The 16,369-nt window shown below is 44.7% G+C and carries 17 protein-coding genes and 1 tRNA gene; 3 read left to right on the forward strand and 15 right to left on the reverse strand.

Annotated features, from left to right (window positions below; genetic code table 11):
- Positions 1-3: 3 nt before the first annotated feature.
- The 13 genes from ACTS60_RS19445 to ACTS60_RS19505 form a co-directional block, all read right to left on the reverse strand.
- Positions 4-543: a DUF2271 domain-containing protein gene (locus ACTS60_RS19445; RefSeq protein ID WP_440889588.1), complete on the reverse strand. Its 540-nt coding sequence runs from the start codon at positions 541-543 to the stop codon at positions 4-6.
- Positions 544-565: 22 nt separating this feature from the next.
- Positions 566-1,195 carry a PepSY-associated TM helix domain-containing protein gene (locus ACTS60_RS19450; protein ID WP_440889589.1) on the reverse strand — a complete coding sequence of 210 codons (630 nt, stop codon included), beginning with the start codon at positions 1,193-1,195 and terminating at the stop codon, positions 566-568.
- A gap of 136 nt (positions 1,196-1,331) precedes the next feature.
- The gene (locus ACTS60_RS19455) at positions 1,332-2,177 is read right to left on the reverse strand and encodes a lysostaphin resistance A-like protein (protein ID WP_440889590.1); all 846 of its coding nucleotides are present in this window, start codon (positions 2,175-2,177) and stop codon (positions 1,332-1,334) included.
- Positions 2,178-2,334: 157 nt separating this feature from the next.
- On the reverse strand, positions 2,335-3,507 hold the full coding sequence (locus tag ACTS60_RS19460) for a hypothetical protein (protein ID WP_440889591.1): 1,173 nt from the start codon (positions 3,505-3,507) through the stop codon (positions 2,335-2,337).
- Positions 3,504-4,124: a TonB family protein gene (locus ACTS60_RS19465; RefSeq protein ID WP_440889592.1), complete on the reverse strand. Its 621-nt coding sequence runs from the start codon at positions 4,122-4,124 to the stop codon at positions 3,504-3,506. The genes ACTS60_RS19460 and ACTS60_RS19465 overlap by 4 nt, the downstream gene beginning before the upstream one ends.
- Entirely contained in the window at positions 4,124-4,528 is a 405-nt protein-coding gene (locus tag ACTS60_RS19470; RefSeq protein ID WP_005432634.1) for an ExbD/TolR family protein, read from the reverse strand. The genes ACTS60_RS19465 and ACTS60_RS19470 overlap by 1 nt, the downstream gene beginning before the upstream one ends.
- Positions 4,525-5,079, reverse strand: coding sequence for a MotA/TolQ/ExbB proton channel family protein (locus tag ACTS60_RS19475; protein ID WP_440889593.1), 555 nt, complete (start codon positions 5,077-5,079; stop codon positions 4,525-4,527). The genes ACTS60_RS19470 and ACTS60_RS19475 overlap by 4 nt, the downstream gene beginning before the upstream one ends.
- Positions 5,079-6,446: a MotA/TolQ/ExbB proton channel family protein gene (locus tag ACTS60_RS19480; RefSeq protein ID WP_440889594.1), complete on the reverse strand. Its 1,368-nt coding sequence runs from the start codon at positions 6,444-6,446 to the stop codon at positions 5,079-5,081. The genes ACTS60_RS19475 and ACTS60_RS19480 overlap by 1 nt, the downstream gene beginning before the upstream one ends.
- Complete coding sequence (locus tag ACTS60_RS19485) at positions 6,447-7,214, reverse strand: DUF3450 domain-containing protein (protein WP_440889595.1); 768 nt, start codon at positions 7,212-7,214, stop codon at positions 6,447-6,449.
- A 74-nt stretch (positions 7,215-7,288) separates the two neighbouring features.
- Positions 7,289-9,379: a TonB-dependent siderophore receptor gene (locus ACTS60_RS19490; protein WP_440889596.1), complete on the reverse strand. Its 2,091-nt coding sequence runs from the start codon at positions 9,377-9,379 to the stop codon at positions 7,289-7,291.
- A gap of 208 nt (positions 9,380-9,587) precedes the next feature.
- A complete protein-coding gene (locus ACTS60_RS19495; protein WP_440889597.1) occupies positions 9,588-10,961 on the reverse strand; it encodes a histidine kinase sensor domain-containing protein in 1,374 nt (457 codons plus the stop codon).
- Positions 10,961-11,626, reverse strand: a complete 666-nt coding sequence (locus ACTS60_RS19500; protein ID WP_440889598.1) for a response regulator transcription factor — start codon at positions 11,624-11,626, stop codon at positions 10,961-10,963. Before ACTS60_RS19500 ends, ACTS60_RS19495 begins: the two co-directional genes overlap by 1 nt.
- Positions 11,627-11,787: 161 nt before the next feature.
- Positions 11,788-12,741: a lactate/malate family dehydrogenase gene (locus ACTS60_RS19505; RefSeq protein WP_440889599.1), complete on the reverse strand. Its 954-nt coding sequence runs from the start codon at positions 12,739-12,741 to the stop codon at positions 11,788-11,790.
- A gap of 270 nt (positions 12,742-13,011) precedes the next feature.
- Here ACTS60_RS19505 and ACTS60_RS19510 point away from each other — a divergent pair, with 270 nt between their 5' ends.
- The gene (locus tag ACTS60_RS19510; protein WP_440889600.1) at positions 13,012-13,728 is read left to right on the forward strand and encodes a glycerophosphodiester phosphodiesterase family protein; all 717 of its coding nucleotides are present in this window, start codon (positions 13,012-13,014) and stop codon (positions 13,726-13,728) included.
- A 20-nt stretch (positions 13,729-13,748) separates the two neighbouring features.
- On the opposite strand, the gene ACTS60_RS19515 is transcribed toward ACTS60_RS19510, so the two are convergent.
- Positions 13,749-14,231 (reverse strand): L,D-transpeptidase family protein, encoded by a 483-nt coding sequence (locus ACTS60_RS19515; protein ID WP_440889601.1) that lies wholly within the window; start codon positions 14,229-14,231, stop codon positions 13,749-13,751.
- A gap of 174 nt (positions 14,232-14,405) precedes the next feature.
- On the opposite strand from ACTS60_RS19515, the gene ACTS60_RS19520 reads away from it, so the two are divergent.
- A complete protein-coding gene (locus ACTS60_RS19520) occupies positions 14,406-15,401 on the forward strand; it encodes a 2-hydroxyacid dehydrogenase (RefSeq protein WP_440889602.1) in 996 nt (331 codons plus the stop codon).
- An 84-nt stretch (positions 15,402-15,485) separates the two neighbouring features.
- Positions 15,486-15,842, forward strand: coding sequence for a YibL family ribosome-associated protein (locus ACTS60_RS19525; protein WP_071235255.1), 357 nt, complete (start codon positions 15,486-15,488; stop codon positions 15,840-15,842).
- A gap of 387 nt (positions 15,843-16,229) precedes the next feature.
- On the opposite strand, the gene ACTS60_RS19530 is transcribed toward ACTS60_RS19525, so the two are convergent.
- Positions 16,230-16,320: transfer RNA gene (locus ACTS60_RS19530), tRNA-Ser, on the reverse strand.
- Between the last annotated feature and the right edge of the window lie 49 nt (positions 16,321-16,369).

Raw genomic sequence — 16,369 nt, forward strand, 5'->3', positions numbered from 1 at the left:
CTATCACTTAACTTGGTAATTGACGGTGATTACGCCCGTCTCTTCCGTTGGTTTTATTTGGTAGCGCACTTCACTGTCCGCTAACTGAATTTTTTGACGCAGGTAGTTGCGACCACCATGCTCACGCACCACTTCCACATGGAGCGTGTAATCACCTTGCTCAAGGCGCTGACCGTCATCGTTGGTACCATCCCAAACGAATCGGTATTGGCCCGCTGGACGGGTGGCTGACGTTACAGCATCGACGAGTTCACGATCGTAGCGACCCACTTTGCGCCACCAGCTACGAAGATCTTTTAACCACTCATCTTTACCTACCCAAAGTTGAATGGTTTTGACTGGTTTACGCTTTTCATCTTCGATCCACACTGCGACATAAGGTCTTGCATACATCGAGGAATCAATCTTTGGTAACTCAAACTCAAAGTCGACTTTGGCATTATCAGGAAAAGGAGCAGCCAATAGAGGCAAAGGTGCTAAGGCAGCAATCAAAGCTACTTTGCAAAAGGAGTTGTGACGAAAGAATCGACCTTTGTTTAACATCGGGTTTTCTCTGAATAGGCCGCTATGGCACAGCAGCAAAATAAATAATAAGTGACAACACAGTGCCAAAAGACATCCACTGCATTGAGGTTCTAAAAGTCTTTTTCTTTGGAAGCAGCAGACACACACCAGTCAAAACAAAAAAGACCATCAGCAAAGCGGTGATATCAATAAACCACTTCCAAACATCTCCGCTATTGCGCCCTTTATGTAGATCGTTTAATAGCGCAACAATGCCGTAATTGGTGGTTTCTATTTCAGCTTCACCGGTCGTCATGTCAACGAATACCGTCGCGTTGTAACCTGGGCCTTTGAAATCCAAAGAAAGCTCACCAATGAGCAGCTCACCGCCCTCAACCTCGGTGTACACATCAAGTGCTGATGGCGTGCCTCGTAAGCCTGTTTCTTGGGTGAGGAAACTCAGTAGTGCTGCTCGATTAGGTTGAAAACTTCCCTCGTTAGCAAAGAGTTGTTCATTCGGAATGGTCAGCGTGTGTTGCTGAATGATGGGTTCACTGCGCTCAAACAGTTCTGGGCGATTTAATGTGATACCAGTTAACGCAAAGAATAGCGTCACCAATAAAAGAGCCATCGAAATGTAAATGTGCAGACGGCGTGCCCAAGTTTGCACACCTTTGCTTTTGAGCAACATAGGAAACAATCATCACCAATAAATGAGGGCTTAATTTAGGTGATAATCATTCGTATTGGCATTTAATTTACATTGTTTACGTTTAGAGGCAGAGTCAGGCTCCCACTGGAAACAACGGGAGCACATGAAGAGAAGCTTATCGAGCTAAAATGGGATAAGTGAAGAACAGTAAATGGCAGAAGTTAAATAAGAAATGAGCTAACACCGCGCACCATAAGCGGCCAGTGAAATGAAATACAAGTCCATAGCCAAGGCCCGCTAAGGTTGCGAAAACGATAAGTAGAGGACCACCAGCAAAGTGAGCCAATCCAAACAAAATGCTAGCGATAACCAAACCTAGTCGCCAATCAAAACGGCGGGATAATGATTGCTGTATAAACCCTCGGAACAGCGCTTCTTCAGCCACACAAGTTAGTATTAGGTTGTTCAACGCAAATAGCCACCACCATGATGGCAAACTCAACTCTGGCTTTAATGCACCAAGCATAGCGGCAATAGGCAACAGTGAAAGTAACGGGATCATCACCAGCAATGCAGGCTTTACTCTGTCTTTAGCCTCGCTCCCCAGCAAAAGAGGGTAAGCAAGAAAGAGAGCAAAAAGAGCCAGTGGCTTATCTAAATTCAGATACATCGAGAAAGGTGCGCTCAGTGGGCCTGCCGTCACTTTGTCGAGTACTTGTAGATTATTGAAACCCGGAATGAGATGCACAAAGAGCATCACACACCAAATGATCACGACACTCCAACCCAAATAATAAACGGGCTTCATTTTTTGGTTGGATGCCAACATGGGCAGTCGATACGTAACACCCAAAACCACTAAAGTGCTTGTGAATGCGATGAACTCCATCCGACCGACAAACAATGCGCTCAACAAGGTGAGTCCAAGTAAAGCCAGAGCAACCGCCTTTTGCCGCAAAAACACCGCACCTATCGCGAGAATAAGTGGGACCCATAGCCAGATAGCAGAATCGAGAATCATAGTACTGTCCTTACAAGAGAAACTGACGTTCCAGTCTTAACGCTGGATGAAGGTACTATAACGTTATGATATTTAAAAAGAGATCGAACCAGATTCACTGTTTACAAACAAAAAGACCCGAGCTTTCACTCAGGCCTTTCGGTTTATTTGAATACGATTAGCTGTTTTGACTTGCCTTAGCTTTGCGTAGTTGAGACAAGTATTTCACCCAGCTCTCAGCTTGGGTTGATGGCTCAATCTCGTTCGCGCGCTTGGCATTCGCTAGCGCATCTTCTAGACGTTTCAGCTTGTAGTAAGCGCGAGTCTTCACTAATGCCACATCGGCTTTACGCCCAGAGACCTCGTCCAAGGCAACCAGCGCATCTTTGTATTGACCTTCTTGAACAAGCAGTTGAGACAAGTTCCAGTAATATTGACGATCCAACTTTGCTGCCACTCGCCAACTTTCAATCGACTTATCCCACTCCTTAGCCATCTGCCAAAAAGTCGCTTGTTGAGCTTTCAGTTTGCTGTCTGAGTTAATGTCATCGAGCTCACCCAACACTTTCGCAGCTCGCTCTGGTATGCCACGCTTGCCATAAAGCTGAGCAAGAAGTCTTAAGTCATCTTGGTTCAACGCGACGCCTTGTAATTTAGCAAGAGCAAGAGAATCCAGCGCACGCTTGTCATCATCAACACGTAAATACAGAGCAACAAGCTGACGCCACCATTCCACACGCTCAGGCTCAATCGCAATCAAGCGTTTGATCGTGCCAGTTGCAGGCCCCCACTTTTTCAGTTCAAGCTCTGCAGACAATTTGATCGACAACGGAGCCATCTCATCTGGCTGGCCTAATTTCTCGTATCGTGCCATCGCAGAGAGCACTTTGTTCCATTGACTCAACTGATAGTGAGACTGCGCGATGCGCAACCAAATATCGTGCGCTTTTTGATTCTTTGGCACTGATGTGCTCAAGTCGTAGTAGTGAGGCAGCGCTTTAGAAAACTGCTGCTCATTTAACAGCATATCCGCTAACATTTTGCGTGTTTGCCAAGCTTGCTCGTCCTTCAAAAGACCGCTATTTACTGCGATCTCCAATTGTTTGATCGCAGGCTTAACTTGCTCGTTCTGCCAGTAGAAAATACCCAGCATGCGAGCAACAAATGCTTGATCATACTCACGAGATAAGTCGAGACCTTCAAGCGTGGAAATGGCTTCTTGCAGCTTTTCTTCTTGCGCTAGGTTATGAGCACGTTGAACACGAGTCGCCGTGTACTGACTCAGTTCATTCGCGACAGTGGTAAAAGCGCTCAGGCTTAATACCGCTCCGATTAAGAATTGCTTCATCATTTAGCTAACTTGAACTCCACTCTTCTGGTTTGCCCAAAGCGCTCGACCGCTACACCATTTTCAACCTTCGGCTGATACTTCGATTTCTTCAATGCACGAATGGCTTCTTTCTCAAACATTCTCTTAGGCTTAGCATCAATCACTTCAATGTCTTTAGGGCGGCCTGTCGCATCAATGGTAAAGCGCATTGTCACGTAGCCTTCGATCTTCCGCTTCACCGCTTTACTTGGATAGCGAGGCTCTGGGCTGTAAAGCATTATCGCCTGTTGGTTGCCCATGCTGCCTTTTAAGTTCGGTGCACTGATCGCGATACCATCCAACGCAGTATTCAAACCCAATGCGCTGATTGGCGTGACTTGGCTCATTGGCTCTACTTGGGTTTCCGCTTGAGACAAATCCATCGGCTCTGGCGATTTTGGTGGTTCAGGCTGCTCAGGTACAGAGCGTTGACGACGTTGCACATCAGCATCGTTCTCTACCATCACCATATCAAAGCGCACCGCCTCCGAAGGCTTAGGTGCACGCTGATTACCTTTGTCGACCATCCAAGCCATAAAGCTAAACAGGCTCACCGCAATCATTATTGATGCTGGTAGTGCGAGTAACAGCCTACCCATTAAGGTTTCTCCGCCGCCAAAGCAATGTTCTTCACGCCAGCCCCTTTCGCTGCATCCATCACTTTAACCACCGTACCGTTGTAAGCATGCTCATCAGCTTGAATCACAAGCGACGCGTCTGGCTGCTCAAGCAACAGGTGCTCAATGGTGGCTTCCACACGCTCGATATCCACCAAACGTTTATCGATGTACACATCATTAGCAGCAGTTACCGCAATAAAAATGCCCGCATCTTTTTGGCTAACGACATTCGATGCTTGAGGGCGATTCACTTCCACACCAGACTCACGCACAAATGAGCTAGTCACAATGAAGAAGATCAACATGATGAAGACAATATCTAGCATCGAGGTTAAGTCGATCTGTGCTTCATCCTGTCGATTGGTTCTACGTCCGAGTCTCACCTCTGACTCCTTAAAGATTGTTCTAACTGGAGGGCTTTGCGTTCACACACTTTGCTTAAGCGCGCATGCACAAACATGCCAGCAAGTGCTGCGACCATACCTGCCATGGTTGGCAGCGTCGCAAGTGAAATACCAGAAGCCATCAATTTTGGATTGCTGCTACCTTGTGTGGCCATCACATCAAAAACCGTAATCATACCTGTTACCGTTCCTAGTAGACCCAGCATTGGACAAATGGCCACAAGAACTTTAATCGTTGATAGGTTTTGACGCAGTTCAATGTGCGCTTTGGCAATCCATCCTTCGCGGATTTGATGCGCGTACCAAGAGTGATGATCGGCTCTTGCTGACCACTGCTCACAAAGCTGTTTCTTCACCTTTGGAAATTCCATTGTTAGGTAAAGTACACGCTCCATAACCAGCAGCCAGCACACCGCAACAACGGCTGCCAACCACCATAGGATTTGGCCACCTTGCTGCATAAAACGCATCAAGGTTGAGGCCCAATCCTCACTGATCAAACCCAATGTGTTGAGTAGGATCTGCTCCATTACGCTGCGTTCTCCGCTACAGTATTCGGTGCTTTTTGGCCTTTTGGCATATCACGCTCAGCTTGTTCTGCCACAAGGCCAATGCCTTGCTTTTCAAGGATATTGCGAATGTTCTCAGCTTGAGAGCTCAATACGTTGTGTGCCAGAAGTAGTGGCATCGCTGCGATCAAGCCAAGTACAGTGGTCACCAATGCCATTGAGATACCACCAGCCATCACTCTCGGGTCACCGTTACCAAACTGAGTGATCACTTGGAAAGTTTCGATCATGCCTGTTACTGTGCCCAGTAGACCTAGCATCGGTGCCAGCGCCGCAAGTAATTTCAGCATCGACAAACCTTTTTCTAGGTGAGTCTGCTCATCCACTACCGCTTCTAGTAGACGAAGCTCAAGCGCTTCTACACTGCGGTGTTTGTCTTTTTGGTAAACCGCTAAGATACGACCGAGTGGGTTATCTTCTGGTTGAGCTGGATTCTTAAGCTGTTTGGCGATTTTCTGACGAGCAATCATTAGTGACACACCGCGAACCAACGCGATAATCAAACCAATCGCTAACAAGCCAAGAATGATCTTACCAACCACACCACCTGCGTTCAGGCGATCGGCCATGGTTGGTGAATTTGCTAATTGCTCAAGTAGAATGCCACGAGATGGGTCAATCACTACGGCATCGATTTCACCAGCCTTTACGCTGCTTGCCGTTGGGCCATTATCTGGTTGGCGGAGATAGCTAACTGCATCACCGCGTTGACCATTCCATTTAACGTAACCCGCATCGTTCAACAGCGCCATTGAGCCAAGGCGGACACCATCAACGGTTTGCTCACGCCCTTCACCATCAAGCAATGAGAAGGACACGTTCGCTATCTCGCCACTTGCTTTGACTTGCTCTTCCATACTGCGCCACATTGCTTGAAGCTGTGGCAATGTTGGTAGTGATTTAGCGGCAACAATGTCGACGATATTTTGCTGGTAAGAGTTTGCGTCTACACCAGTAACAGAATGCTTAAGTTCTGCTTCCAGTTCTTTTGCATTTTGGCGAACCACACCAAACAACTCACCTAAGCTGCCTGTTTCAAGGCGTAGCTTTTCTTCTAGCTGTGCCAGCTCCGCTTCATTTTCACTGAACGTCACACCGAGGGTGTCAGCTTCTGCTTGCAGCGCCGCACGTTCTGCTACAAGCTTATTTTTCATTACCTGTAGCTTTTGCTGAGTTTTGTTAAAACCAGATTCACGAGCCACGTTATGGGATTGCTGTTGGCGATTTTCTTGTTGTGCTTTTTGCAGAAGAGTGTCACTTGCAAACGTCGTATGCGGTAAAAGCGCAGCAGTAGAAATCAATGCAACCAATAGCCATTTCTTCATCATTTATTTGCCCTCCGCAACGTTTAGAGACACAGGCAAAGTAAGCATGCTCGGTGCTATCTGTTTGTTCGCCATAGCAAATGCGTTATCGAGTTCTGCTTTCTGTTCCGTTCCAACGGCTTGCCATGTTCTTTGTTGCTGAGACCAACTCCAGAAATGCTCACCTGACAGGCTACGCGCAATAAGCGACACACGGCCTAGGTAGAGAATATCGGCTTCAACTTGGTCGTTGCTATCCAAGGCGATCTTACCTTGGTAAACACCTATCTTAGTGCCGTAGTCCATTTCAATTTGGTACGCTTCTAGAATTCGACGGAATTTCTCAGCATCCGCGACGTCTGCGCGGGTCATCATGGCATCGAGTTTGGCAATACGCTCTTCACGCTGTGCTTTGCGGATAGGTTTATCATTCGCCACAATCGTTTTAAGGCCATCAAGCATGTGGTACATCAAAGGCACTACACCTTGACGAGTCTGAGCGATCTGCTCAATCTGCTCATTCAAACTTGCGACTTCGTCATTCTGACTTTCGACAAGATTTGACAGGTGATCGCGATAAATCTTCAAGTTGCTGACTTCTTCTTGCAGCTGCTCAATTTCAGCTTCTAGAGACAAAGACTTCTCTGCACTTGCATCAATGCGCTTTTGGCTCACTGCCGACGCTTGGTTGGTTTTACTCTGCACTGCTTGTGCATCGTTAAGATTTTCCGCTTGAACGGGAATCAAAACCGATGAGATCAACAGAGCGATACTTGATTTCATTAGATTCATACGAGTTATATTTCTGTTTTCCAAAAACGACTAAAGGGGAAGACTCTTCTTCCCCTTTTAAAATCAGCTTGTTATCAGTATTTAAACTGGATTGTCGCCATGTAGTTTCGACCTTCGCCAATCACTACACCACTCGCTCCATCTTGCTTACTGTTGGTGCTACCGCCACCTGCTAGGTAATCGGTATCAAACAGGTTCTCAACATTGAATCGAGTTACGATATCCAAGTTCTCATCATACTTGTGTGTGTACGACACGCCCATATCAATACGTGCATACCCATCTTTCTTAAATGTGTTCGCTGCGTCGCCGTAGCGCTCACCTTCATAAATCAAACCTAGGTTCACGTTAGTGCTGTTCTGGACTTTGTAGCTTGACCAAACACTTGCTGAAAACTCAGGAACGTCTGCTGGACGGTTGCCTTTGTAATCCGCACTCTCAGTGATTTCAGCATCTAGGTACATCGCAGAAGCCGTTAGTGAAAGCTCTTCAGTAACAAAGCCCTGCGCTAGGATTTCTGCACCGCGGTGTACTTGTTCGCCATCTTGGGTCTTCTTGTACATCACATCGCCACCAGCATTAACACCGTCTTCCACATCTAGTGCGATGTTTTCTAGGGTGATATCGAATAGCGCACCCGTAACGTATAGACGCTCATCAAATAGCTCCCACTTGGTACCCACTTCGTACGAGATACCGCGTTCTGCATCTAGCTCTTCACCATCGTTAGTGTAGTCCGTGCTATTTACTGTACCTTGAGGCATAAAGCTCTCAGAGTATTGAACGTAAATCGAGCCGTTACTTGCTGGGTGGAAAATCACACCTAGCTTCGGTGAAACCTGACTTTCTGTCAGTTCATCACTGCGTTTCTCATCATAACGAACACCAGCAAGTACCTGCCAGTAATCGTTAATTGTCATCATGTTTTGCGCGTAAATACCCCAAGTGTCATATTCGCTAGTCGGCCATTTTTTAGAACTCGTTGGCTGAGGCTTCACGACCGTTTCACCCGCAGGGACATACTCACCATCATGGAAAGCCATAAAACGGTCGTAACTGTAATCTAGGTAGTTTGCGCCGACTAAGAAGGTGTTGTCTGTACCAAACAAAGAGAAATCTGTCGTCACATCTACGTAAGCAGTATCAAATACCCAGTTATCTGAGCGCTCGTTACCCTTGTGCTTGATCGTACCGTCTTCTTCGTACCTATCGAATTTCGGGTAAGACTCTACATCAAAGCGCTTAAAATCTTGACGGTTGTAGCCCGCTTTCACGTTTACGCTATCCGTCACTTGTGCATTGATGTCGATACCGTAGTTTTCTACATCGTTGTCAATTTTTGACCATTGTGCATCCCAGATATACTTGTCACCACGGACTGGTTTACCGTCCACAATGTATGCACCTGAATCAACACTACCGTCATCTTTAGTGCGGTCATAGTGCGCTGACACCATAATATCTTCAGTGATGTCGTATTCCACAACTAGTCCACCAACAACGCGATCAGTTTGTGGCTCTGTACCATCACCGTATTCACGCCATGAGCCGTAACTTTCTTTTGCAACAATGGCGCGGGCACGTAGTGTCTCTTCTTCATTCAATGCGCCACTCACGTCTAGGACTGTACGTGAATGATCGTTTGAGCCGATATCTTGACTCAAGCTTGCTTGCGTTTCTGTTGTTGGCTTCTTCGAAACCATGTTCACAAGACCACCCGGCTCAGACTTACCATAAAGTAGACCTGAAGGACCTTTAAGAACTTCAACTCGCTCTAAAAGCTCAATTGGTTGACGGTAGTGAGACCAGTGCTGACGGCCATCACGTAGGAAGCCATCCGAGCTGCTTAGTTCAAAACCACGTAGTGAGAAGCGCTCGCGGTTACGGCTTGTACCACCCGCGCTAACACTTGCGTCATTTTGTAGAACCTCACCTAGTGTGCTTGCACGCTGCTCATCGATGACTGCTTCATCGATCACAGCAACCTGCCCTGGAGTTTCCAGCTGCGTCATTTCCATGCGCATTGCTGTGCTGTTGGTATCCGCTTTGTAACCAAACTCACGGCCTTCTACTACTAGGTGTTCATCTGTTGTTTGAACTTCTGCCACTGCAGGCGCTGCTAGCACCGCACCGATCACTAATGCCAATTGGCTCTTAGTAAACATATCCTTTCACTCCGACTATTTTCGGGTCGCACACTCTATGATGTGATTCCCTTTTATTTATTTCGGCAGTGAATATAAATGACAACCATTACCATTTGCATTAAATTTACATTCTTTGCATTCGTATAGCTTTGTAAAGAAGTAGTGGCTTATATACCTCACTAAATAGAGGTCACTCACATAATTGCTTTGTTAAAGTGACTTCGAATTATTGCCTAAATAACAGCGTCACCAAAAGTCCTCCCTTAGGACAATTGGATGCAATGGCCTGCCCGCCCATCATTCGCATAGACTCCTTTACTATCGCTAGACCCAAACCGTAACCTCCACGCTTTTTATCACGAGATGCATCCAATCGGGTAAATGGGTCAAATATATCCGAAAGCTTTTCTTCTGGAATGCCTGGGCCATTATCGGCAATAGTGACGGCTAAATAGTCATGATTGTCGGTATGTTTACTGGATAAAGAGACATTGATCTGCGCTAACTCACCTGCATATTTAATAGCATTTCCTACTAAATTATTTAAACAGCGGAACACTAGCGTATCAACACACTGTGCTTCAGTGCTCTCCATGTCAGACGAAAAAGAAAGAGTTTGTTCCCCTTTAAGATCGATCTTACAACGTTCAATTTGAAGAGCGATGAGCGCGCTCAAATCACTGTGCTTTAACTCTGTATCATATCGAGCGTTCTCTAGGCGGCTGAACTCCAAAATCTCACCAATAAGGTGATTCAGTTCATTCGCTTCTTCTTCCATACGAGTCACAAGGCTTTGCTCATTTTCACCAACACGCTTACGCAATAAATGTAGTACCAAGTTTTGCCGTGCCAAAGGAGTCCTAAGCTCATGAGAGACATCGCGTATCAATCTGCGCTGCTTTTCTGCGAGTAAATGAATTTCCCTTGTCATGTGATCAAAATCTTGGGCTAACTCATTAAACTCAAGCGTATTGGACTGAAGTTCACTCACTACACTGACATTAAAATCTCCGTTTGACAGTTTTTTGCTCGCCTCTCTCAACCTATCAAGCGGTTGTTGTAAGTTTCTCGCCATCAACAATGAAAACAGTGCCAAGATCACGCCAGCGATCACAACCTTCAATATCGAGAAATACAGAATAAAATCATGAGCGGGGTGCAATTGATGGGGTAACTGAATAACGAGATTATTATTTTCTACTAGAGGGATATTGATTATTGGTCGGCTCACTCGACCTTCCAACTGATCCTCAATACTGCGCTTAAATCGTAATTTGAATTCAAAGTGAGGATGCATCATACGGTGCGTCAACGGTTGGTAATTGTCGTCCAGTACAAACAGATAGTATTGTTGAGCATTTGACCAATCAGCAAGTTCATCCATATCCCCCTCTTCGATTAGGATGTTCGCTTGGTCAGCTAAATTGAGCATTTCTGCTTTTATACCCGCGGGAACTTTGAGCATAGCTTTGACCAATGCTTGTTCAGCGATAGCTTGGACCGCTAAGATACTAATTACAATCGCGGTCATATAGCTAAATAGCTTAAACGCAAGGCTGTCTTTTCGTTTAAAGAAATAAGAGGGACATGCAATCTTCATCAACTGGTTACAGCCTCTAAAAAGCTATAACCTTTGCCACGAAATGTCTTTATATGTTGCTTAGCCAAACCCGCTTCAACTAGCTTGCGGCGAATATTGCTAATATGCATATCGAGATTACGGTCAAATGGGCTGAGCTCTTTCTTCAATACCTTAATTTGCAACTCTGCCTTAGAAATCACGACACCTTGATTCTTAACTAGATAACTCAACAAATCTGCTTCCGTTCCAGTCAATGGCAGTGTGTCCAGTTGTTCACTGATACTTTGTACCGTGCAACGCATAACTTGCCGTTGACGCTCCAAGCCTACACGACGAAGAATTGCTTTAATACGCATCAGTAACTCGGAAACGTTGAAGGGCTTTCCGATGTATTGATCTGCTCCAGCTTGATAGCCGTCTAGCATCGAGTTCTCATCATTTAACGCCGTTAGCATCAAAATCGGAGTGGCAAAACGTTGACAAATACGACGTGCGACCTGCATACCGTTTAGATTTGGTAGCATGACGTCGAGAAGAACAAGGTCAACGGGCGTTTTCTCCATATACTGAAGTGCACTTTCTCCACAATGGACGGATGAAACAGTGTAACCCTCTTCTTGTAATACCGCTTCCAGCAATTCACACAACGGAACATCATCATCTACAATCAAAACTCGAGACATAATCAAGTATCACTCAAATAAAAATGGTTCGCATTCTATTACTCATTTACAGATTAAACAACCATAGATTCTAGGGTTTCTATGTAAAATTCAGGCAGAAAAAAAGCCCACTTTTCAGTCGGCTTACATCACGAAGAACTTTACTTATTTATATATACGAATCAAAACTTTAGGCCCGTCACTTTCGCAACATCTTCAACAATACCTCGCAGATTACTGCTGATCGCCTGAAGAGTTTCTAGTTCTTCTTCGGTGAAAGGGTGAGTAAGCACTGACTCAGCACCTTTTTTTCCTACAACGGTTGGTAAGCTGAGGATGACACCATTCACACCGTATTGTCCCTTCATCATAGTGCCGACTGGCAGTACAGAACGTTCATTAATCATGATGGCTTGGATAATACGAAACACACTTGCAGCAATTCCGTGAACCGTATTTTGCTTGCGACGAAAGATTTCATACCCAGCTTGTTTGACTGCTTCGAGCAATTCATCTGCATCTATACGCGGTATATTGTGCGTATCACAATAGTAATCAGCGGGCTGACCTGCGATAGAAATTAAGCTTTTGGGTGTGAAACAGTTACTGCCATGCTCACCAAGCACATAACCAAAAATGTTCTTAGGATCCAAATCAACACGGTTTGCGACGATACTCATCAACCGTGCCGTATCAATCACACAGCCACTGCTAATGACTCTGTTGTTATCGAAACCAGTATTAGCCGCGATGAAGTGTGCGACAATATCACAAGGATTAGAAACAACAATCAATGTTGCATTAGGAGCAACTCTCTCTACTTTTCGAGCAATTTCAACACCAATCTTAGCATTAATCTCTGCAATATCGATTCGTGTCTGACCTTGCTTAATCTGCGCGCCAGCAGTAATCACAACGATATCTGCACTAAGGAGGTCGAGATAATCATCGGTAGGAATAATATGAGTATTCTTGGAAAACGTAAGCGCCGCGGTATGACGAAAGTCGAACACTTCCCCTTCGGCACGTTCTAAGTTCTGGTCCAATAGAACCAATTCACTCACACTGCCCATAGTCAGTAAGTAGTTACATACACCGACACCTACTGCACCTGCGCCAATTACACCAATTTTCATACTTCTCTCCCTGATAATATAACTGCACACTCTCTTTAGATTCGCCCTAAAAAATTGGGCTATGAGAGCACAAAAGTCCAATCACTTTATGTTACCTAGAATACTTATCTAAGCTAGTCTTTCTCTACTCGATGATGATTAAATGATTGAAATTTCTTCTTAAGAAACATCAGACCCCATTAATGAAAAGAACTCCATACATTTAAACTCTATTCGAGAAAAGAAAAAGGAGTACAATTCTTTGTAGTTTCTTATTGAGAATAGACGTATATGACAACGCTATTAATTGGTCACCGAGGCGTGGCAGGTAAGTATCCAGAAAACACAAAAGTCAGTGTTCAAGCGGCCATTGATATGGGCCTGAATTGGGTTGAAGTTGACGTTCAACCAACCAAAGACAACGTACTGGTTGTTTGTCATGATCACACGGTAAACCGTTGTAGCAATGGCCAAGGTCGAGTTGACCAAATGACCTTACCTGAGCTCAAAGCGTTGGATTTTGGCCACTGGTTTAGCGATGAATTCATCGGTGAATCCATTATGACATTAGAAGAGTTGCTAGAGCTCGCCGCAGAAAATAACTTAAACCTCAACATCGAAGTGAAAGTCGATCATCATTCAGCAGAAGATGTCGCCAAGATGGTAGCTAGCGCCCTATCTAAAGGTTCATTGGCTCAAGAGTCCATCCTATTATCGAGCTTCAGCCATGAGGTTATCAGAGCACTGAACAAGCACTGTGAAGGCTATCGATTGGGGGTATTAAGTGAGTTCTTTACTCGTAAAGACAAACTGTTGTTAGAAGAGGTAAGTGCTTACAGTTGTAATCTCAATATCAACTGGGTGCGTTCACGTCAAATCAAGAAGCTACAACAAGCAGGCTTTAAGGTGATGTGTTATACGGTCAATAATCCAAACAAGTTAAAACACTTGCCAACTTTGGATGGCATCTTTAGCGACCACCCAAGCCGCTTTATACCTCAAACATAATGTTGGTATCAGGATCGCTACTACCACTCTATGGTAATTGGAGTTCCCATTTTGACCAACTTGATAAACTCATCCATCTCTTCGTTGGTAATGGCGATACAGCCATTGGTCCAATCAAAACTCTGAATAAATTGGGGTGGTTGAGTTTCACCATTTTTTAAACCATGGATCTTGATATCTCCGCCAGGAGAAACGCCTCGTCGATGCGCCTCCAAACGGTCAATCGCATCTGGATAACTGATATGGACAGAGCGATAGAAAGCTGAGTCGTTAATCACATAATCTAGAGTGTAATCACCTTCTGGGGTTCTATTGTCCCCTTCCTCCTGTTTGTGTCCTTTGGGGTTAGCACCTAACGCAATTCGGTATTCTTTTACCACTTCGCCATTTTCCATTAGGTACATTCTGCGCTTTGATTTATCTACTTTGACCAGATCAACAGCAGCCTGCGTAAGAGGGATAAAAGAACAACACAAGATTAAAGACAACCATTTTACTGACATCGCCAGAACGCCTAACTCTTACAATTTAAGGGAACACAAAAGAGCAGCCATGCTAATCATAAGGTAATACTAAAGCAAACTTAATGTGTGTAAATATCACTACTTATTGCGACTAAGTTAGATTATTTTATAAGGGTATTACTTTATAAATTCAGCACAAATAGAGAGGGAATTATGCTTAACATTGCTTTTTTCAGTGCAAAATCCTATGACGAAGCCTCTTTCAACAAAATCAAAAACCATCGAAACTTCGAGTTCCACTATCACGATTTTCGATTGACCTCTAAAACAGCCAAAATGGCGCAAGGCTGTGAAGTGGTATGTGCTTTCGTAAACGATGACTTATCTGCACCAGTGCTGAAACAGCTTTCTCTAAACGGCACTAAGCTTATTGCTATGCGTTGTGCAGGCTTTGACAAAGTAGATTTAGAGTCCGCAAAAGAGCTAGGACTACAAGTAGTACGCGTTCCCGCCTATTCCCCAGAAGCCGTCGCTGAACATACGGTAGGCATGATGATGTGTCTGAATCGCCGACTACACAAAGCGTATCAGCGCACACGTGATGCAAACTTCAACCTAGAAGGTTTGGTGGGTTTTAATTTCTATGGAAAAACCGTAGGCATTGTTGGTACCGGTAAAATTGGTATCGCGACTATGCGCATCTTCAAAGGCTTAGGCATGGAACTGCTCTGCTATGATCCTTATGAAAACCCACTTGCGCTAGAAATGGGGGCTCGCTATTGCTCTCTCGAAGAGATTTATGCCAACGCGGACGTTATTTCTCTACACTGCCCGATGAGTGAAGAAAACTACCACTTATTGAATGAGAAAGCCTTCTCTCAAATGAAAGATGGCGTCATGATCATTAACACCAGCCGTGGCGAACTACTGGATTCAGTCGCGGCTATTGAAGCGCTAAAGCAAGGCAAAATTGGCGCTCTTGGTTTAGATGTGTATGACAATGAAAAAGACCTATTCTTCCAAGACAAATCAAACGACGTAATTGTCGATGACGTGTTCCGACGCCTATCCGCTTGCCACAATGTATTGTTCACGGGGCATCAAGCATTCTTGACTCACGAAGCGCTGAACAACATCGCTTCAGTAACTTTGAACAACATTGATGCTTTCTTTGCGGGTAATACATCTGGCAATGAACTGATCAACTAAATCCTTAGATCGAGCAGTATAGTAGAGCGTTGAATTTCAGCTATGCTATACTCCTCGACCATTAAAAATTTGAGTCTAATTACCATGAGCATAAAAACTGATATTCAAAAGCTGCACAACCGTTTAGATACTTGCCAACGTAAACTTGATGCGGCTCGCTCTCGTGGTGATCACGAAATGATTACTAAGTTCACGAATGAAGTTGAAGATCTAACTAAGAAACTAAACCAACTAAAGCATAAGCAAACTTACGAGCTAAACAAAGAGCGTAAGAGCCTGCTAGATATGCCATTCTCTCGTGAAATCACTAAAGCGGAACAAGCGGATATCGGCAAACTTAAGAAGCGTGTGAAAGGTCTTGTTATCGTTCACCCACTAACTAAAGTTGGTAAAGAGCTTCGCCTAGATGTAATGACCGGTTTTGCTCCTAAAGAGTTCTAATAACTCTACCAAGCAACGGATATTGAAAAGCCCAAGCTGTTAGCTTGGGCTTTTTTGTATTTTAAATTCAGTAAATTTAGCTTTGGATGAACACCACTATAAACGGCGAGTGACAGTGCAACCTTATCAATCGTTTATCATTGAAAGTTGCGCTGGCAGTACTCAGAGCCACCTAATTAGAAGTATTAACGCAAAACCTCAGATAACTTTCAAACCTCTGAAACGACGAAAGCCCGTTGATTTCTCAACGAGCTTTCTAGGTAGTATCGGAGTTCGGGACGCCTAGTTTGGGGGCGAACACAACTAGGGGTTTACTAAATCCCTACCATTCCCAGTTTGCGCTGAAATGAAAAAAGCCTCGCTATTTCTAGCGAGGCTTCTTAATAGTGGCGGAGAGATAGGGATTTGAACCCTAGATACGCTATTAACGTATGCCGGTTTTCAAGACCGGTGCTTTCAACCACTCAGCCATCTCTCCACAAATTGTCATCAACAGATTAGTACACTGGTGATGTTGTTACTTGTCT

It is taken from the genome of Vibrio sp. WZ-1, assembly GCF_052037695.1.
Taxonomy (GTDB): Bacteria; Pseudomonadota; Gammaproteobacteria; order Enterobacterales; family Vibrionaceae; genus Vibrio.

What these genes read in the sequence shown, in the direction of transcription:
- ACTS60_RS19495 (WP_440889597.1), bottom strand. Translation starts at nt 10,961, where the DNA reads ATGAAGATTGCATGTCCCTCTTATTTCTTTAAACGAAAAGACAGCCTT.
- ACTS60_RS19450 (WP_440889589.1), bottom strand. Translation starts at nt 1,195, where the DNA reads ATGTTGCTCAAAAGCAAAGGTGTGCAAACTTGGGCACGCCGTCTGCAC.
- ACTS60_RS19465 (WP_440889592.1), bottom strand. Translation starts at nt 4,124, where the DNA reads ATGGGTAGGCTGTTACTCGCACTACCAGCATCAATAATGATTGCGGTG.
- ACTS60_RS19455 (WP_440889590.1), bottom strand. Translation starts at nt 2,177, where the DNA reads ATGATTCTCGATTCTGCTATCTGGCTATGGGTCCCACTTATTCTCGCG.
- ACTS60_RS19445 (WP_440889588.1), bottom strand. Translation starts at nt 543, where the DNA reads ATGTTAAACAAAGGTCGATTCTTTCGTCACAACTCCTTTTGCAAAGTA.
- ACTS60_RS19490 (WP_440889596.1), bottom strand. Translation starts at nt 9,379, where the DNA reads ATGTTTACTAAGAGCCAATTGGCATTAGTGATCGGTGCGGTGCTAGCA.
- ACTS60_RS19510 (WP_440889600.1), top strand. Translation starts at nt 13,012, where the DNA reads ATGACAACGCTATTAATTGGTCACCGAGGCGTGGCAGGTAAGTATCCA.
- ACTS60_RS19480 (WP_440889594.1), bottom strand. Translation starts at nt 6,446, where the DNA reads ATGATGAAGAAATGGCTATTGGTTGCATTGATTTCTACTGCTGCGCTT.
- ACTS60_RS19505 (WP_440889599.1), bottom strand. Translation starts at nt 12,741, where the DNA reads ATGAAAATTGGTGTAATTGGCGCAGGTGCAGTAGGTGTCGGTGTATGT.
- ACTS60_RS19500 (WP_440889598.1), bottom strand. Translation starts at nt 11,626, where the DNA reads ATGTCTCGAGTTTTGATTGTAGATGATGATGTTCCGTTGTGTGAATTG.
- ACTS60_RS19525 (WP_071235255.1), top strand. Translation starts at nt 15,486, where the DNA reads ATGAGCATAAAAACTGATATTCAAAAGCTGCACAACCGTTTAGATACT.
- ACTS60_RS19520 (WP_440889602.1), top strand. Translation starts at nt 14,406, where the DNA reads ATGCTTAACATTGCTTTTTTCAGTGCAAAATCCTATGACGAAGCCTCT.
- ACTS60_RS19460 (WP_440889591.1), bottom strand. Translation starts at nt 3,507, where the DNA reads ATGATGAAGCAATTCTTAATCGGAGCGGTATTAAGCCTGAGCGCTTTT.
- ACTS60_RS19515 (WP_440889601.1), bottom strand. Translation starts at nt 14,231, where the DNA reads ATGTCAGTAAAATGGTTGTCTTTAATCTTGTGTTGTTCTTTTATCCCT.
- ACTS60_RS19475 (WP_440889593.1), bottom strand. Translation starts at nt 5,079, where the DNA reads ATGGAGCAGATCCTACTCAACACATTGGGTTTGATCAGTGAGGATTGG.
- ACTS60_RS19485 (WP_440889595.1), bottom strand. Translation starts at nt 7,214, where the DNA reads ATGAATCTAATGAAATCAAGTATCGCTCTGTTGATCTCATCGGTTTTG.